The organism is Paeniroseomonas aquatica (assembly GCF_030409335.1).
Classification (GTDB): Bacteria; Pseudomonadota; Alphaproteobacteria; order Acetobacterales; family Acetobacteraceae; genus Belnapia; species Belnapia aquatica.
This window is the reverse complement of the sequence record NZ_JAUFPN010000301.1, coordinates 1-16,498: the sequence shown is the minus strand read 5'-3', so window position 1 is coordinate 16,498 and position 16,498 is coordinate 1. Positions and strand designations below refer to the sequence as shown.

General features: G+C 68.8%; 14 protein-coding genes. 7 read left to right on the top strand and 7 right to left on the bottom strand.

The annotated features are described in order from the left end of the window. Window positions 1-514: 514 nt before the first annotated feature. Both QWZ14_RS30385 and QWZ14_RS30380 read right to left on the bottom strand, forming a co-directional pair. Window positions 515-1,495, bottom strand: a complete 981-nt coding sequence (locus QWZ14_RS30385) for a Bug family tripartite tricarboxylate transporter substrate binding protein (protein ID WP_290320819.1) — start codon at window positions 1,493-1,495, stop codon at window positions 515-517. Between the two features lie 126 nt (window positions 1,496-1,621). After that, the gene (locus tag QWZ14_RS30380) at window positions 1,622-2,293 is read right to left on the bottom strand and encodes an HD domain-containing protein (protein ID WP_290320818.1); all 672 of its coding nucleotides are present in this window, start codon (window positions 2,291-2,293) and stop codon (window positions 1,622-1,624) included. A gap of 213 nt (window positions 2,294-2,506) precedes the next feature. On the opposite strand from QWZ14_RS30380, the gene QWZ14_RS30375 reads away from it, so the two are divergent. The 4 genes from QWZ14_RS30375 to QWZ14_RS30360 all read left to right on the top strand — a co-directional run bounded on the left by QWZ14_RS30375 (window position 2,507) and on the right by QWZ14_RS30360 (window position 7,375). Beyond that, window positions 2,507-3,478 (top strand): Bug family tripartite tricarboxylate transporter substrate binding protein, encoded by a 972-nt coding sequence (locus tag QWZ14_RS30375; protein WP_290320817.1) that lies wholly within the window; start codon window positions 2,507-2,509, stop codon window positions 3,476-3,478. Continuing rightward, window positions 3,475-5,082 (top strand): FAD-dependent oxidoreductase, encoded by a 1,608-nt coding sequence (locus QWZ14_RS30370; protein ID WP_290320816.1) that lies wholly within the window; start codon window positions 3,475-3,477, stop codon window positions 5,080-5,082. Before QWZ14_RS30375 ends, QWZ14_RS30370 begins: the two co-directional genes overlap by 4 nt. Before the next feature lie 344 nt (window positions 5,083-5,426). Next, a complete protein-coding gene (locus tag QWZ14_RS30365; protein WP_290320814.1) occupies window positions 5,427-6,413 on the top strand; it encodes a Bug family tripartite tricarboxylate transporter substrate binding protein in 987 nt (328 codons plus the stop codon). A gap of 140 nt (window positions 6,414-6,553) precedes the next feature. Next, window positions 6,554-7,375: an amidohydrolase family protein gene (locus QWZ14_RS30360; protein ID WP_290320813.1), complete on the top strand. Its 822-nt coding sequence runs from the start codon at window positions 6,554-6,556 to the stop codon at window positions 7,373-7,375. A gap of 31 nt (window positions 7,376-7,406) precedes the next feature. Here QWZ14_RS30360 and QWZ14_RS30355 read toward each other — a convergent pair whose 3' ends face one another. Continuing rightward, complete coding sequence (locus tag QWZ14_RS30355) at window positions 7,407-8,381, bottom strand: Bug family tripartite tricarboxylate transporter substrate binding protein (RefSeq protein WP_290320811.1); 975 nt, start codon at window positions 8,379-8,381, stop codon at window positions 7,407-7,409. A gap of 202 nt (window positions 8,382-8,583) precedes the next feature. Here QWZ14_RS30355 and QWZ14_RS30350 point away from each other — a divergent pair, with 202 nt between their 5' ends. Then, complete coding sequence (locus QWZ14_RS30350; RefSeq protein ID WP_290320810.1) at window positions 8,584-9,798, top strand: ABC transporter substrate-binding protein; 1,215 nt, start codon at window positions 8,584-8,586, stop codon at window positions 9,796-9,798. A 6-nt stretch (window positions 9,799-9,804) separates the two neighbouring features. On the opposite strand, the gene QWZ14_RS30345 is transcribed toward QWZ14_RS30350, so the two are convergent. The 4 genes from QWZ14_RS30345 to QWZ14_RS30330 all read right to left on the bottom strand — a co-directional run bounded on the left by QWZ14_RS30345 (window position 9,805) and on the right by QWZ14_RS30330 (window position 14,819). Then, window positions 9,805-10,611, bottom strand: a complete 807-nt coding sequence (locus QWZ14_RS30345) for an enoyl-CoA hydratase/isomerase family protein (RefSeq protein WP_290320809.1) — start codon at window positions 10,609-10,611, stop codon at window positions 9,805-9,807. After that, on the bottom strand, window positions 10,608-12,533 hold the full coding sequence (locus tag QWZ14_RS30340) for an AMP-binding protein (RefSeq protein ID WP_290320808.1): 1,926 nt from the start codon (window positions 12,531-12,533) through the stop codon (window positions 10,608-10,610). The genes QWZ14_RS30345 and QWZ14_RS30340 overlap by 4 nt, the downstream gene beginning before the upstream one ends. Window positions 12,534-13,023: 490 nt before the next feature. Next, on the bottom strand, window positions 13,024-13,992 hold the full coding sequence (locus QWZ14_RS30335) for a Bug family tripartite tricarboxylate transporter substrate binding protein (RefSeq protein WP_290320807.1): 969 nt from the start codon (window positions 13,990-13,992) through the stop codon (window positions 13,024-13,026). A 68-nt stretch (window positions 13,993-14,060) separates the two neighbouring features. Next, the gene (locus QWZ14_RS30330; protein ID WP_290320806.1) at window positions 14,061-14,819 is read right to left on the bottom strand and encodes an IclR family transcriptional regulator; all 759 of its coding nucleotides are present in this window, start codon (window positions 14,817-14,819) and stop codon (window positions 14,061-14,063) included. 99 nt (window positions 14,820-14,918) lie between these two features. On the opposite strand from QWZ14_RS30330, the gene QWZ14_RS30325 reads away from it, so the two are divergent. Together QWZ14_RS30325 and QWZ14_RS30320 are read left to right on the top strand one after the other, a co-directional pair. Next, on the top strand, window positions 14,919-15,719 hold the full coding sequence (locus QWZ14_RS30325; RefSeq protein WP_290320805.1) for an SDR family NAD(P)-dependent oxidoreductase: 801 nt from the start codon (window positions 14,919-14,921) through the stop codon (window positions 15,717-15,719). A gap of 59 nt (window positions 15,720-15,778) precedes the next feature. After that, window positions 15,779-16,498 (top strand): four-carbon acid sugar kinase family protein (locus tag QWZ14_RS30320; RefSeq protein ID WP_290320804.1); only part of this gene is annotated, 720 nt, incomplete at its 3' end.

The window sequence follows — 16,498 nt, the reverse complement described above, 5'->3', positions numbered from 1 at the left end:
GGCGCCAAGTGTCGCCTATGTTACCGACTGGTGAGTAAAATGGCCCCCGTATGGTCGGTCAGGGCGCCGCTAATGGGCAAAAGCTTGAGGGAAGCGAGCGAGATTCGCGCTCCCGGACTCGACCGGTAGGCGATCGGCAGCGCAACTTATGGGCGCCTAGTGCCGAGCATTTCTTAGCAATCTCAGCGTGTTAAACTTGTTGGAGAAATCAGGCTACCCTCAACCTTCGGAGAGGAGTCACCCTTCTGAGGGAGAATTCCAACCTCGTTCCGGTATTGCACCATCAAGGTCCGCTCGAAAAACCTCAGGAAACCTGCGTTTCACGGCGTCGATCACTACGACGGAGAATGGTTGCATAAGGGCCGACTGGAGCGGCGATGGGAACCGGAATATGAAATTCTCTGGCAGTAACTCAGCGCGGCGCTTTGCCGACCTCGATTGGCTCCAGGCTTCCAAGCGGACAATACCTCATCGCTGCGGTATAGTACAAACTGCGAAACGGAACTTCTTGACGTCATTCCAACCGGATGCCGCGTCGCCGGATCAGTTCGGCCCACCGGCGCGTCTCCTCGACCTGGCTCGCTGCGAGTTCCGCGGGAGTACCCCCCACCGCTTCCATGGCGAGGCTTTCCAGACGCGGTTGCAGCTGAGGTAGACTGATGGCGGTTCGGGCTTCGCTGGCCAGACGGACCAAGATCGGTTGCGGCGTGCCGGCTGGTGCGAAAAGGCCGAAATCGACCGAGGCACGGTATCCCGGAAACCCGCTTTCCGCGACGGTCGGCACTTCCGGCGCCTGTGCGCTGCGCTGTGGCGCAGTGAGGGCTATAGCCCGCACCTCGCCCGACCGCATGAAGGGCAGTGCGACCGAGGCGTCGATGAAGGACATGGCCGTTTCGCGCTGCATAACTGCCTGCGCAGTCTGCGCCGCCGAACGATAGGGTACGTGCACCATCTGCGTGCCTGACATGTCCAGCAGTAGCTCGACAAAGAGATGGCTGGTCGAACCCGCGCCGGCGGAGGCGTAGGTGATGGTGGCAGGCTGCGCCTTCGCTGAAGCGATCAGCTCCGTCAGGCTATGCCAGGGCGCAGCGGGGTGAACGCAAGCGAAGATCGGCGTCGTGGCCAGCATGCCGACCGGCGCGAAGGCACGCTCGATGTCGTAGGGCAGCCGGTCGTACAGCGCGGTTGCCATCGCATAGGTGCCGTTGGGGGCGATCGCGACCGTGTAGCCATCTGGCCGCGCACGCGCGAGCTGCGCCATCCCTAGCGTGCCGCTTGCCCCTGCACGGTTGTCGATCGGCATAGGCTGGCCGAGGGAGTCCGCCATGTGCTGCGCGAGCAGTCGCGCGAGGATATCCGTGCCGCCACCGGCGCCGAAAGGCACGATCAGCGTGATCGGCCGGCTCGGCCAATGCTCCTGCGCCGCGGTAGATCGAGCGCCGGTGAAGCCGGCTCCGAGTGCCAGCGACGCGACAAGGCATCTCCTGTCCAACATGGCTTGTTCCCTCCGCCACCTAGTCTGGGCGTGGTCCAGGGAGATGTCGAGAATACGCGGAACGACCACGCGCGCGCCGGCTTCGTCTGCCCGAAGGCGTAGTGCGGCACGCCGCCGACGGGAACCTCACTCCCGCAGCGTGCGTGGCGTGATCTTACGGGCTGCGAGGATGCTGTCGCTTGCAGGATCGAGCAGCCCGCAGGCGCCGGCGATGGACCACCAGGGATGGTCGGCGCGGTAGATGATCAGGCCTTCCAGGCTCCTCGTCTGGAACTCACCTTCATGGGAATGGGCGAGTGCGATATGCGCGATCTCCTCCGGCAGCCCGACGGCGAGGCAGATATGCGCGCCATAGACGGGATGCCGCAGTGCGGGGAGGCCCGACTGGGACGGATCGCTCCGCCAGCGTGCCTGGTTCTCGGGATCGAATTCCCAGGCCTTGCCCACGTCGTGAAGAATGCCACCGGCGATGACGATATCGCGGTCGATCCGTGCCTCGGGAAAGGTGCCGGCGAAGTCATCGGCGATCGCCAGGGCAATCCGGGTAACGCTGCGAAGGTGGTCCGCCTGGCTGCCGCGCCTGAGGCGGAGCATACCGGGATTGGCCTCGCCCGGGATATCGGTCACGCGATCGAAGGCGCTCTCGGCCAGGGCATAGGCCCAGGCCTCGATGGTCTTGGCGCGCAGCTCCTCATGCGTGATCTGGGCGATCTCCGGCAAGTCCTCCAACACGCCATCGCGGAGTGACTGGGTGATCGACCTGAGCTTGCGGCGGTCGAGGAAGTTCATCGCGGTCATCGTCCTGTCCCAGCCCGGCACCGGCGGGGGGCGCCGGCGAGTGTCGCAATCGGCGGAGCAAACCGCAAATCGGCACTTGGCCATGGACGCCCTGCGCCGAGCCTTGCGCCGATGCCCCACGTTGACAGGGCATAGTTCTCCCGACAGCCTCTCCGCAAGAAACGCGCCGGTCGGCCTTCGGGCCGGCCAGGACGCGGAGAGAGGAAGCATCCGATGGACACCTCGCGTCGTGCCCTGCTGGCCTTGGCATTGGTCTCCGCCGGTGTTGCGCGCCCTGGCCGGGCGCAGCGCGCCTATCCCTCGCGCCCGATCCGTCTTGTCGTGGCCTGGGCGCCTACCGGCTCCATCGACACGGTCGCGCGCAAGGTCGCACAGAAGCTTTCGGAGCAACTGGGCCAGAGCGTGGTGGTCGAGAACCGATCCGGCGCGTCGGGGAGCATCGGCGCGGTCGAGGTCGCGCGTGCCGCACCCGATGGCTACACGCTGCTCGCGATCGACAGCACCTATGGCATGATGCCTTTCCTGCAGAGCCGGCTGCCCTTCAACCATGCCGAGGCCTTCCGGATCATCACCATCACCGCCTTCACGCCGGTCATGGTCGCCGTACATCGCGACTCGTCCTGGCAGACCCTGCAGGAGCTGACGGAGGCCGCTCGGCGCGCGCCGGAAAAGATAACCTATGGCAGCGGCGGTGTCGGCAGTTCCGTGCATTTCGCGACCGTCGTTTATGAGCTCGAGGCCGGGGTGAAGCTATACCACGTGCCCTATCGCGGCGGCGGCGAGGCGGTGACGGCGGTGCTGTCGAAGCAGGTGGATGTCGTCTTCGCGTCGCCCGGCTCCGCAGTGGGCGGCGCGACGGCCGTTCTCCGGCCTCTGGCCATCAGCGGCACGGCGCGCATGGCCGCGCTGCCAGATATCCCGACCTTCGCGGAAGCCGGCCTACCCGGCTATTCCGTCACGCATTGGTCGGGGCTCGGCGCGCCGCGCGGCACGCCGCCCGAGATCGTCGATCGCCTTTACACCGAGACAGCGAAGGCGCTCGCTGCGCCCGACATGCTGGAGTTCTTCGCCTCCATCGCCTGCCTACCCGGCGGGCTGACGCCCGCCGCGGCGGGCCACCTCTTGGCGGAGGAGACGCTGCGCTGGCGCCGTGTGGTCGAGGCCGCCGGTATCCAGCCGCAATGACCCAGCAGCTGCACCGCGCCTGCGACGTGGTGGTGGTCGGCGCGGGCTGCGCGGGCCTCGCCACCGCGATTGCCGCGGCCGAGCTCGGCCTCGACTGCCTAGTGCTAGAGAAGGCGGCCAAGCTCGGCGGCGGCACGGCCATCTCCAGCGGCTATCTCTGGGTCGGTGCCAACCACCTGCATGCGGCGGCGGGTGGCGTCGACAGCCTGGAAGCGGTGACGGCCTATCTCCGCTACGTCGGCGCCGGCGGCCTCGACGAGGCGCGCATGGCGGCCTTCATCGCCGAAGCGCCTTATGCCCTCCGCTTCTTCGAGGCGGCCGGCATCCCCTTCCGGCTCAGCCCACGCATCGACCATTACGGCATGGCGCCCGGCGCCTTGGCCGGCGGCCGCATCCTGGAGACGCCGCCGATCGAGGCGAGCGCGCTCGGCGCGCATTACGACAACATCCTGCTTCCCGCCGGACCGCTCTTCCGGCTCGGCGGCGCGACCGGGAAGGGTGGCGCCAACTCGCCCGCCTTCTGGCAGGCCGCCAGGGATGCCGAGCGTGATCGGCCGGGACAGCGCGCCAGCGGAGCGGGCCTGGTCAGCTGGCTCGTGAAGCTGGCCGATGCGCGCGGCGTCGAGATACACACGGGCCAGGCCGTCAAGCGATTGACGATGCAGGACGGGCGCGTCACCGGCGTCGTGACAGCCAATGGCGACACTATCGCGGCGCGGCGCGGCGTCGTCATCGCCAGCGGCGGCTACGAGTCGAATGCTGAGCTCGTCAGGCGTTTCGAGGCGCTGCCGGGCTGGCAATCGATGTTCCCGAAGAGCATCTCCGGCGACGGCCTGGTGATGGCGACCGAACATGGCGCCGCGGTGCATGTCATCGGCAACAACCTCTCGGTCTTCCTCGGCTTCCGGAATCCGGAGGAGGCGCCGGGCGGAACCGCGTTATGCCGCCTGTCCGGCACGCAGGAACTGCCCTCGCCGCACACGATCGTGGTGAATCGGCACGGGCGCCGTTTCGCAGACGAATCGTTCTTCCAGGCCGTCGCGCCTGCGCTTCGGGAGTTCGACGTCGTGGCGCGGGAACAGCCGAACCTGCCTTGCTGGTTGATCTTCGATCAGCGCTATGTTGCGCAGAATTCCTTCGGCGGCCGACCACCCGGGGCGGAGATCCCGCCCTGGGTCGACCGTGCGCCGACGCTGGACGCGCTGGCCGCGCGGCTCGGCATCGCCGCCGAGGGGCTGGCCGACACGGTACGGCGTTTCAACGCCGATGTGGGTGACGGGACGGATCGGCAGTTCGGCCGCGGGCAGTCGGCCTGGGGTCTCAACCGCTATGCGCCCTCGGCAACGTTGGGCCCGATCGAGGAAGCGCCGTTCTACGGCATCTGCCTGCACCCGACGGCGCTATCCTCCGCCGGCCTGCTGGCGGATCCCCTCGCGCGCGTGCTGCATGTCAGGGGGCATCCGATCCCCGGCCTCTATGCGGTCGGCAATGCCGCGGCGCGCACGGAAACCGGCTCGGGCTACCAAACTGGTTTCTCCCTCGCGTCAGGCCTCACATTCGGCCTTGTCGCGGCACGCCGGCTGGCCGCCGCAGGCACGGCGTGATCCGGGTCCCCTGCGGAGTTCGGCCGTTCCATCGCCACCGAAATTATAGAACGGGCGGAAGTAGCCCGCATTGCGGAGGAGCGGCTCGAAGGGTGATCCGGGATCGCCTGTTTTCTTCGTCCTGCCGGCGTAGCAAACTCGACATTCGGCCGGAAGTCGAAGGTTGCGCTGAATCTGAAAGGCCAGCGAGGAACGGCGATGAGCCCTGAGTCACAGGAGGCGATGCAAGCCATGCCGGGCGAGTGCCAGATCAGCCGTTTGATGCCGGGGTGGCCCCTCACGACCGGTGGTACCGGATGCAAAAGCCGATCCGGCCCATCCCGGCCTCTCAAGGCTGAGCACGGATGACGCATCGCCGTGCCGTTCTTGTCGGTGGCGTGGCTGCTGCCCTGACCTCGGCCCGCATCACGCCTGTCCAGGCAAGCAGATTCCCGGAGCGCCCACTCCGCCTTGTCGTGCCCTACCCGCCAGGCGGCGGTACCGATGCCTTTGGCCGTCGTGTCGCCACCCGCCTCGGTCAGGAACTGGGCCAGCCCGTGGTAGTGGAGAACAAGACCGGCGCTGCTGGCGCCGTGGGCATGCTGGAGGTGCTGCGCGCCCGACCGGACGGATACTCGATGGTGTTCGGCGGTGCCTCGACCCACGCGATCTACCCGCTGATCTTCGCCAAGCCGCAATACGATCCGGTGGAGGATTTCATGCCGGTGGCGTTGGCCGGCGCCAACACCGTTTGCTTCATTGCCCGCAATGGAGTGGCGACCGATCTGCCGGGCTTGCTTGGCGAGGCGCGACGGGTGCATGGCCGGTTGCGCCTCGGCTCTCCCGGTGCCGGCACTTTCGTGCACCTGGCGGGGGAGTACCTGCTCCACGCTGCCGGCGGGGTGGAAATGCTGCATGTGCCGTATCGCGGCAACGGTCCGGCGATGGTGGATCTGCTGGCGGGCAACATCGACGCGGTGGCAGACACCATCGTAAGCGGTCTGCAGCATCACCAGGAGGGCCGAGTGCGGATGCTCGCGGTGGCGTCGCTGCGCCGCTCGCCATTGGCGCCGGATGTGCCGACCGTGGCCGAGGTGCTGGGCTTGCCACATTTCGAGACCTCCTTGTGGAGCCTGTTGGCGGTGCGACGGGACACACCGGCGGCTTTGATCGCCACGCTGCACGCGGCGACGCGGAAGGCACTGGAGGCGACGGACTTTCAGGCCGAGTTGCGCGCCGCGGGGATCGAGCCGGCACCGGCCATGTCTCCCGAGGAGGTAGGAGCCTATGTCCGGGCCGAGCAAGCGAAGTGGCGACCGATTGTGAAGGCGACAGGCGTGCGCATGGAATAGGCCTGCGGCGTCGTCAGTGCAGACAAACCTGTCGGTCGCACCCATGCGGGATGAGGCGTGGTGCATGCCTTTGTCCGACCGCAAGACGAAATTCGTGCGTTGCACGCCCGCCGGCCCCGTTTCGCTTGAAGGAGTTCTCCATGAAGATCGTCGACGCGCAGATCCACATCTGGTCGAGCGGCAGCCCGTCAGGGCTGCATCGGAAGGTATCTTCCTTCACGGCCGAGGAAGCACTGCGGGAGATGGATGAAGCGGGGGTCGATGCAGCCCTCATCCACCCGCCAGGAAGCTGGGACCCCAATTCGAATGCCATGGCGATGGATGCGGCGAGGAAGTACCCCGGCCGCTTCGCGGTAATGGGACAGTTCCCGCCCAACCAGCCGGAGAACCGCAAGCTGATCCATGGCTGGAAGAACCAGCCCGGCATGATGGGGCTGCGTTGGGCGCTGCTATCGCCCGCGGAGCAGGTCTGGCTGCGGGATGGCACGCTCGAATGGCTGTGGCCCGCCGCCGAGCGCGAGGGCCTGCCCATTGCGACCATGGGCGGGCTGTTTCTGCCGGAGTTCCGCAGGATCGCCGAGGCGCATCCGCATCTGAAGCTGATCCTCGATCATTGCGGACTGGTGCGTACCGGGCAAGATGCGGCGGCATTTGCGAAGATCGACGAATTGGTGGCGCTTGCGAAGCTGCCGAATGTCGCCGTCAAGGCGACCGGCGCGCCGCACTACTCCACGCAGCCCTACCCGTACCGGAATCTGCATGACGGGCTGCAGCGGATTTATGACGCCTTCGGCCCGCATCGCTTCTTCTGGGGCACGGACATCACCCGCATGCCCTGCAGCTACCGGCAATGCGTCACCTTCTTTACCGAGGAACTGTCGTGGCTCCCCGGCCGCGACCTCGAGATGGTGATGGGCCGTGGGCTATGTGAGTGGATCGGCTGGGACCTCGGCTTCGACTGAAGCGCGGGGCGCAGGCACAGCGCCGTCATCATCATTCGGCGCGAATGTTGTTCGACTCGATGACGGCTTTCCAGCGGGCGCGGTCACTCATGATGGTTTGCCGGATATCCTCGATGCTGCCGCCCCGCGGTTGATATCCCAGCGACACGAGGCGGTCCGCAAACCCCTGGTCCTTGACGATCCTGTTGATCTCAAGGTTCAAGCGCTCGACGATCTCCCGGGGCGTGGCGCCAGGGGTGGCGATGCCGAACCAGTTGTCGGCACGAAACTCGGGCAGGCCGGACTCGGCGATGGTTGGCACGCCGGGCAGCTCCGGCGATGGCGGCGTGCTGGTGAAGGCTATGGCACGGACGGCGCCAGAGCGGATGTGCGGCAGTATCTCGGCGAGGTTGCCGAACATCATGTCGACCCGGCCGGCGATGATCTCGGCGATTGCCGGCGGACCGCCACGGAAGGGCACGTGAAGCATCCTGACACCGGCCATGTGCGCGAACTGAGCAGCCCACAGCTGATACGAGCTTCCGACACCTGAAGAGCCGTAGGTCAGCCGGTCCGGGTTTGCCTTCGCGTAATCGATGACGTCTCGCACGGTTCGGAACGAGGTCCTGTTCGACACGTAGAGGAGGTTGTCGAGCCCCGCGATCACTGCGACGGGCGCCAGATCCTTGTCAGGATCGAAGGTGAGCGTAACGCCTGGAAGCACCGGTGCCGTAGCGGCCATGCTCATGGTGTAGAGCAGGATGGTGTGTCCATCGGGCCGCGCTGTGGCAACCGAGGCGGCGGCAATCAGGCCGTTGGCGCCGGTACGATTATCGACCGCCACCTGCTGGCTGAGTGCGTCGCTCAGCTTCCCTGCAACCAAGCGGGCCAGGATATCAGCGCCGCCGCCGGGCGGAAATCCGTTGATCAGCAAGATCGGCTGGGTAGGCCATCGTTGCGCGGCAGCCGGCAGAATGCCTATGCAGAACGCCGCAAAGACGGTGACGATTGTCGAAAGGCGTATCATCCGGTTACCCCCCCTACCGATCAGAACCGCAGGCTTTGCAGCTGCAGGCATGTGGGTGTCGCAGCGGCAGCCAGGACAACAGGCGACGCCCGGGTAGAGCCGCACCCGTGGTTCCGGTTGTAGACGGTGTTGCCGTTCCGCCGCTAGCATCCACGCCAAGAATGCCGCGGCCGGAGAGCCGCGGGCGCAAGGAGGATGTGCCATGATCAGCCCGTTCCACGGCAGCCTGGGTCGCCGCTTGCTGCTGGGCGTGGCGACGGCCGGGCTGGCGGCACCGCCGGCGCTGCGTGCGCAATCGCCACCGGTGAAGATCGGTGTGCTGACCGACATGAGCTCGGTCTATGCTGACTATGCTGGCGTCGGCTCGGTCGAGGCGGCCCGGATGGCGATCGCCGCGTCCGGCATGGCGGACCGCGTGCAGCTCATCTCGGCGGATCACCAGAACAAGCCGGATGTCGGCTCCAACCTTGCGCGGAACTGGTACGATACCCAAGGGGTGGATGCGATATTCGACTGCCCGACCTCCTCCGTCGCACTGGCGGTCAACACGGTAGCGGGCCAGGCGAAGAAGCTGTGCATCTTCAGTACCGCCATCATCGATCGGCTGAATGAGGATGACTGCAACGGCTACGGCCTGTCTTGGACCTGGGACATCTATTCGGTCGCCCGCAGCGGCGTGGTGCTGCAGATGCGGCGGGGCCTCGACACCTGGTTCATCATCCACCAGGACTATGCCGCCGGCCATGCGCTGGCGGCCACTGCGAAGGAAATGCTGCATGCGGCCGGCGGTCGCGTGGTTGGGCAGGTGGCGCATCCGCTCGGTACCACGGACTACTCGGCCTATCTGCTGCAGGCGCAGGCCAGCCGGGCGAAATTCATCTTCTTCACCGCCGGTGGGTCTGACCTCATCAATGCGCTGAAGCAGGTCCGGGAATTCGGCCTCGTGCAACGCGGCCAGCAGATCGGGACCGCCTTCACCGTCATCACCGATGTGCATGGCATCGGCCTAGAGGCCCTGCAGGGGCTGAACTTCGTCACGGCTTTCTATTGGGATCGGGACGAACAGACCCGGGCCTTTGCGCGAGCCTTCTTCGCCCAGCGGCAGAAGCAACCGACCATGTTCCAGGCCGGCGTTCATTCCGCCGTCACCCAGTATCTGAAGGCGGTTCAAGCCACCGGCAGCACCCGGGCGGAGGATGTGCGCGGCTGGATCCGCGACCATCCCTTCGACGATCTGTTTGCCCGCAACGGGCGGCTGCTGCCCAACGGCCGGCTGATCCACGACATGCTGACGGCGCGCGTCAAGGCGCCTGCCGAGCAACGCCACCCTTGGGACTACTACGAGATCCTGGGCGTGGTGCCGGCGACGGACGCATTTCGGCCGATCGATCAGAGCAAATGCAAGCTGCTGTTCTGAAGACCCTCAGGCCTCGGTCGTCGGCGGAAACGCCGGCCGCCGCTTCTCGAGATGGGCGCCGAGACCTTCTTTCACCTCCGGTCCGCTGAAGCCCATGAACTCCATCGCCAGGGAGGCATCGAAGGCGGGTCCCGCCTGGCGTAGCCAGTTGTTCAGGGAATACTTGGTCCAGCGGATGGCACTCTGCGCCCCTTCGGCCAGTCGCGTGGCGACATCCACCGCCTTGGCATCCAAATCGGCATCCTCGGCCAGCAATGAGATCAGGCCGATCCGCTCCGCTTCCTCCCCGCGCAGCAGATCGCAGGTCAGCAGGTAGTATTTCGCCTTGGCCATGCCGCAAAGCAGCGGCCAGATGATGGCCGCATGGTCGCCAGCGGCGACGCCCAGCCGGGTATGGCCATCGGTGATGCGGCAGTCCGGGGTGGCGATGGAGACATCCGCCAGGATGCCACAGACCAGGCCGGCGCCTACGGCAACGCCGCGCATGGCGCTGACCACCGGCTTGCGGCAATTGATGATGTTGTAGACCAGGTCGCGCGCTTCTCGCCAAACGCGGGTCCGGGTCTCGAAACTCTCGGTGATCTCCCGCACCATGGCGAAATCGCCGCCCGCGGAGAAGACCTTGCCCGCACCGGTGATGATCGCGCAGTTCACGCTGTCATCGGCGTCGAGGTCGCGCCAGATGCGTACCAGCTCGGCATGCATCGCGGCGTCGGCGGTATTCATCCGGCCATTGTCCATGGTGATACGCAACACGCGCGGATGCGGCCGGTCGAAGCGCAGCCGCTGGTAGCCTCGATAGAGCTCGGTCATCGGTCGCTGTTCCCATCGGCTGCGGCGTGGCGCGCCAATTCCTGCACCACCTCCGGGTTCACCAGGCTGGACAGGTCGCCGGCCGACAGCCCCGTGAGCGCCGCCCGGACCACGCGACGCATCACCTTCATCGACCGCGTCTTCGGCAGGTCGGGCACGAAGATCACCCGTTTCGGCCGGAAGGCGCGGCCCATCGCCGTCGCCACCGCATCTGCCAGCGCGCGTCCCTGCGCCGCATCGGCCGGCTGCCCTGGGGCCGCCACGACGACGCACACCACCGCCTGCCCCGTCACCGCATCAGGCACGCCGACCGCGGCCACTTCGGTGACACCGCCGGCCAGCAGCATCGCTTCCTCGATCTCGGTTGGGCCGATACGCTTGCCGGCGATCTTCATCGTGTCATCAGACCGGCCATGCAGGTACCAAAAGCCCTCCGCGTCGCGGGAGGCGAGGTCGCCCTGGACCCAGAGGTTGGGAATCTGACCCCAATAGCTGTCGAGGTAGCGCTGCTCGTCGCGCCACAGGCCTCGGGTCGTGCCGATGCAGGCCTCCCGCATTACCAGCTCGCCGATCTCGCCGGGTGGCAGGCTGGCGCCGTCCGGGCCGACGATGTCGCCGCCGGTGCCAGGCACCGGGCCGTTGAAGCTGCCGGGCTTCTGCGGGAACAGGATGTTGGAGGCCACGATGGCGCACATCTCGGTCCCGCCGGAGAAGTTGAGGATCGGCACGCGGCCACCGCCGATGCGGCGCATCACCCAGAGCCAAGTTTCGCGGTCCCAGGCCTCGCCGCTGGAGGGGATGGCGCGGAGAGAGGAGAGGTCGTGGCGGTCCAGCAGCGCCTCTGCTTCCCGCCGCAGCATCCGCGCCAGGGTGGGGGCCGTGCCGAACTGGGTGATCCGGTGACGTTCGATCAGGCGCCACATCCGGCCCGGATCGGGGAAGGTCGGCGCGCCTTCCGGGATGACCAGGGTGGCGCCGGCCAGCAGGCATCCGAGAATGGTGACGGTGCCGCCGAACCAGCCGAAATCCGTCGGCCAAAGCATCCGGTCGCCAGGCTTGAGGTCCAGGGTCAGCCGCACATCCTGGCTGATCTTGATGCCCAGGCCGGCGTGGGTATGCACCGTGCCCTTGGGAAGGCCGGTGGTGCCGGAGGTGTACATCAGCAGGATCGGGTGTTCCGCCGGGAGTTCGCGGATCGGCGGTGCCGCTCCGGCCGCGGCCGTCAGCTCATGCCAGAAGACGTCGCGGGGCGCCTGCATCGGCACGGCCGCGCCATGCTGGCGCAACACCACCACATGGCGCACATCGGCATTGTCCCGCAGCGCCGTATCCACCACCGGCTTCATGGTCACCGTCTGGCCGCGCCGGCGCGTGGCGTCGGTGGTGATCACCGCCCGGGCGCCGCTGTGCGCCAGCCGCTGCGCGACCGCATCCGCGCCGAAGCCGGAGAATAGTGGCAGGGTGATGCAGCCAATCCAGGCGCAGGCCATGAAGGCGACGGCTGTGTCTGGCAGCATTGGCAGGTAGAAGCCGACGACATCGCCTGCCCCGAGCCCCAGTCCCTGCAGCCCGGTAGCGAGAGCACGGGCTTCCTGCTCCAATGCCGCATAGGTCAGCCGCCGTTCCTCGCCGCCTTCGCCCTCCCAGATGATCGCATCGCGGTCCGGCGTCCGTTCCGACGTCGCCAGCACCGCGGTGTCGACGAGGTTGGTGGTGCCGCCCAGGCACCAGCCGGGATGGTGCAGGCCTGGGCCGAGGTCCAGCATCTGGTCCGGCGCGCGGCGGAAGCGGAAGCCGAGCCAGTCGGCGAGGGCACGCCAGTACCATTCGGGCTCAGCCGACGCTTGTGCCGCCAGCGCGGCGTAATCTTCCAGGCCACAATGGCGGATGAAGTGGCTCCAGTTGGCATCTTGGCGCATCATTTCGGATGGACGCCAGGCAATCTCCGTCTCGTCCATAGCCGCTCTCCCAGCACCACAGTGCTGCGGATAGGCTGGGCCGGCAAGCTGGTCTTGAATGCTACGACGGCAAACTGCCGCAGACCGGCGCCACTCGAACCAGACCGAAGATGGCGTCTGACTCAAATATGAGCCACCAAGATGCCGTCTGCTTCACTCCGACCGTACAGAGCGAATGGCTGGATGCGCGCAGTGATCTTAGTGAGCCGCACCAGTGCCCGGCTGAGCCGGTGGAGCTTTGCACAATGGCACCCGTCTGATCTGTTGCGAGGTAATCTGGTTCCTACAGCCAGTGCATGGCGGATCAGCCGGGATTTGAACTGACCATACGCGTACATCGGACGAAGCAGAGTTAGCCGCTGAGTAGCAAATCAAGCTGCTTGCGTGTCCCCGCATCCCACCCAAAACACAAATCCCGCAAACGCCCCGATGGCTCAAGCCTCGGGGCGATACCTCATTCCGGCTGGATGTTGTTCCGCCGGATCACCTCACCCCACTTCGCCACCTCGCCCGCCAGAAAAGCCCCGAACGCCTCCGGCCCATCGCCGCCGGGAAGCGCCCCCTGCTCATGCAGCCGGCGCCGAACCGGCTCATCCCCCAGCGCTGCAACCGCCGCGCGGCGGATGGCGGCGAGCGGGCCGGCCGGCATCCGGGCCGAGGCGAACAGCCCGTGCCAGTTGCTGGCATCCACGCTGGGCAGCCCGGATTCGGCGAAGGTCGGCACCTCCGGGATCCAGCTCAGCCGCTCCCGGGTGCCCACCGCCAGGGCGCGCATGGCCCCCGCCGCAATCTGCGGGAGCAGCACCGGCAGGTCCGCGAAGCCCAGCTGCACCTCGTTGCGCAGGATCGCGGTGGCGAGCTGGCCGCCCGAGTTGTAGGCGATGCCGACCATCTCCAGCCCCGCCGCCGCCAGGAACTGCGCCGCCGCCAGATGCGGCATGGAGCCGCTGCCGGTGGTGCCGTAGTTCAGCGCGCCGGGCCGCTGCCTGGCGTCGGCGATCAGCGCGGCCAGCCCGCGATAGGGCGAGGCGGCGGGCACCACCAGCGGCTCCGGCACCAGCACGCCCTGGGTGATCGGCGCCAGATCCTTCAGCGGGTCGTAGGGGGTGCCGCGGCCGAGCCCGGGGGCGATGGCCAGCGCGCCGGCGCTGCCGATGCCGAAGGTGTAGCCATCCGGCGCCGCCCGCACCACCACGTCCACGCCGGTCACGCCGCCGGCGCCGGAGCGGTTGTCGATGATGACCGGCTGGCCGAGCGTGGCGGCCATGTGCGGCGCCAGGATGCGGGCGACGATGTCGCTCGGCCCGCCCGCCGCGAAGGGCACCACGAAGCGGAGCGGGCGGGTGGGGAAGGCGTCCTCGGCGCGGGCCCTGGCGACGAAGGGAGCGCCCAGCAGGGCGGCGAGGAGGTGGCGCTTGTGCATGGCGGGCTTCCTGTCGGAGGGGGCGTGGCAGGCGGCGGGTCCGGGCGGCGGGGGTCTCCCTCCGCGGATCATGCCGGGGGTGCGGCGGGCGCTGGCGCCAGGGCCTGGGCCAGGATCGGGGCGGGGTCGCCGCCGAGGGCGCGGCTGAGTGCCACCGCCTCGCGCAGCACCAGGGGCAGGCACCGCGCCTCGGCGGCGGCGTCGAAGCGGTAGCGCGGCATGGTGAGGCCGATGGCCCCGGCCACCGTGCCGCGGCTGCTGAGCACCGGGGCGGCGATCGCCACCACCTCCGGCAGCCTCTCGCCGTGGCTGAGGATGGGCAGCCGCGGGCGCGGCCCGGCCTCCAGCGCCAGCAGGGCGCGGCCATAGGCCCCGATGCCGAGCGGCGCGACCTCCCCCACCTGCGCCACGGTGCGCACCGGCTGCGGGCTTTCGGCGCGGAACAGGCAGCGGCGCTGGTCGCCCTCGCGTCGGAAGAAGGCGGCGCTCTCCCGGCTCCCGTCGCGCAGCCGCTGCAGCGCCGGCATGACCTGGTCCGCCAGCCGCAGGCCGCGGCGGAAGCGCTCCCCCAGCACCAGCAGCTGCGGGCCGAGGCCATAGCCCCCGCCCTCCGCCCGCTGCACGAAGCCCTGGCCTTCCAGCGTCGCCAGCAGGCGGAGGGCGGTGGTCAGGTGCAGCCCGGCGCGGCGCGCCAGCTCGGCCGGCGGCAGCGGCCCGTCGTCGGCGAAGGCCTGCAGCAGGGCCAGGGCGCGGTCCACCGCCCTGACGCCGCCCTCGGCATCCACGGCCTCGCGTGGCCTGGCGGGATCGGTCGGCGGGCTCGGCATCCCATCCCCTATAGCCGGCACTTCCATGCAATGGAAGCTACTTGCACCAGCCGGATTGCGGATGCTACCGCTGGCCTCCGATCCCGCGGGGAGAACAGCATGACGCAGCGTTTTGCGGGCAAGGTCGCCATCGTCACCGGTGCCGGCTGCGTCGGCCCGGGCTGGGGCAACGGGCGCGCCATCGCCGTCGGCCTGGCCCGGGAAGGCGCCCTGGTCGTCGGCGTCGACCGCGACGCCGACAGCATGACCGAGACCGCCGGGCGCATCGCCGCCGAGGGCGGCCGCTTCGCGCCGATGGTGCTCGACGTGACCGACGGCGCGGCCCTCGCGCGGCTGGTCGCGGCGGTGGTGGCCGAGCACGGCCGCATCGACGTGCTGGTCAACAACGTCGGCGGCAGCGCCGCCGGCGGGCCGGTCGAGATGAGCGAGGAGGTCTGGGACCTGCAGATCGACACCAACCTGAAAAGCGTGTTCCTGGCCCTGAAGCACGTGTTGCCGGTGATGGAGCGGCAGGGCGGCGGCGCGGTGGTGAACCTGGCCTCCACCTCCGGCATCCGCTGGACCGGCGCGGCGCAGGTCGGCTATGCCGCGTCCAAGGCCGGCGTCATCCAGCTCGGCAAGGTGGTGGCGGTGCAGTACGCGGCGAAGGGCATCCGGGTGAACACCGTGGTGCCGGGCCAGATGCACACGCCCATGGTGGAGGCGCGCCTGGCCGGGCAGCGTGCCGGCGGCGACGTGGAGGCGCTGGTGCGGCAGCGCGTGGCCCGCATCCCCATGGGCTTCGCCGGCGACGGCCGCGACACCGCGGCGGCGGTGCTGTTCCTCGCCTCCGACGAGGCGCGCTTCGTCACCGGCACCGAACTGGTGGTGGACGGCGGGATGAGCATACGCTGCGGCTGAGCGGATCATGCCGGCCGCGGCGGCGCGGGCGGGCCCGGCGCCCGGCCATGGAGGCGCCCTTGCGACATGTCCCGGCCGACCGAGGCCGCCCGGTGCTGCGCCTGCTGGCGGACGACCTCACCGGCGCGCTGGATACCGCCGCCGAGCTGGCCGGGCTGTGCGGCCCGGTGCCGGTGACGCTGCCGGCGCGCTGGGCGGCGGGCGCCGCCGGCAGCCTGGCGCTGGACAGCGGCACGCGCGAGGCCGGGCGCGACGCCGCCTTCGCCCGCGTGGCCGCCCTGGCCCCGGCGCTGGCGGAGGGCCAGATCGCGCTGAAGAAGCTGGACAGCTTGCTGCGCGGCCAGGTCGCGGCGGAACTCGCGGCCTGCTGGGCGACCGGGCGATGGCGCCACCTGGTCCTCGCCCCGGCCTTCCCGGCGCAGCGCCGCATCACCCGCGCCGGCCGGGTGCTGACGGGGTCGCCCGGTGGCGGCTGGGCGCCGGTGCCGATGCCGGATTTCGCCGCCGAGGGGCTGCACCCGCTGCCCGGCCGCACCGACCGCCCGCTGCCCCCCGGCATCAGCCTGTTCGACGCCGAGACCGACGCCGACCTGGCGCGCGTCGTGGCGCTTGGCCGCGCGGCTGCGGGGCCGGTGCTGTGGTGCGGCAGCGGCGGGCTGGGCCGCGCCCTGGCCGGCAGCGCCGCGCTCCGGCCGGACACCCGCCTGCAGCCGCCGGTGCTGGGCCTGTTCGGCTCCGACCAGGCCGTCACCGCGCGCCAGCTCGCCGCCTGCGGCGCC

What these genes read in the sequence shown, in the direction of transcription:
- QWZ14_RS30325 (WP_290320805.1), top strand. Translation starts at nt 14,919, where the DNA reads ATGACGCAGCGTTTTGCGGGCAAGGTCGCCATCGTCACCGGTGCCGGC.
- QWZ14_RS30355 (WP_290320811.1), bottom strand. Translation starts at nt 8,381, where the DNA reads ATGATACGCCTTTCGACAATCGTCACCGTCTTTGCGGCGTTCTGCATA.
- QWZ14_RS30330 (WP_290320806.1), bottom strand. Translation starts at nt 14,819, where the DNA reads ATGCCGAGCCCGCCGACCGATCCCGCCAGGCCACGCGAGGCCGTGGAT.
- QWZ14_RS30370 (WP_290320816.1), top strand. Translation starts at nt 3,475, where the DNA reads ATGACCCAGCAGCTGCACCGCGCCTGCGACGTGGTGGTGGTCGGCGCG.
- QWZ14_RS30360 (WP_290320813.1), top strand. Translation starts at nt 6,554, where the DNA reads ATGAAGATCGTCGACGCGCAGATCCACATCTGGTCGAGCGGCAGCCCG.
- QWZ14_RS30345 (WP_290320809.1), bottom strand. Translation starts at nt 10,611, where the DNA reads ATGACCGAGCTCTATCGAGGCTACCAGCGGCTGCGCTTCGACCGGCCG.
- QWZ14_RS30350 (WP_290320810.1), top strand. Translation starts at nt 8,584, where the DNA reads ATGATCAGCCCGTTCCACGGCAGCCTGGGTCGCCGCTTGCTGCTGGGC.
- QWZ14_RS30340 (WP_290320808.1), bottom strand. Translation starts at nt 12,533, where the DNA reads ATGATGCGCCAAGATGCCAACTGGAGCCACTTCATCCGCCATTGTGGC.
- QWZ14_RS30335 (WP_290320807.1), bottom strand. Translation starts at nt 13,992, where the DNA reads ATGCACAAGCGCCACCTCCTCGCCGCCCTGCTGGGCGCTCCCTTCGTC.
- QWZ14_RS30375 (WP_290320817.1), top strand. Translation starts at nt 2,507, where the DNA reads ATGGACACCTCGCGTCGTGCCCTGCTGGCCTTGGCATTGGTCTCCGCC.
- QWZ14_RS30380 (WP_290320818.1), bottom strand. Translation starts at nt 2,293, where the DNA reads ATGACCGCGATGAACTTCCTCGACCGCCGCAAGCTCAGGTCGATCACC.
- QWZ14_RS30385 (WP_290320819.1), bottom strand. Translation starts at nt 1,495, where the DNA reads ATGTTGGACAGGAGATGCCTTGTCGCGTCGCTGGCACTCGGAGCCGGC.
- QWZ14_RS30365 (WP_290320814.1), top strand. Translation starts at nt 5,427, where the DNA reads ATGACGCATCGCCGTGCCGTTCTTGTCGGTGGCGTGGCTGCTGCCCTG.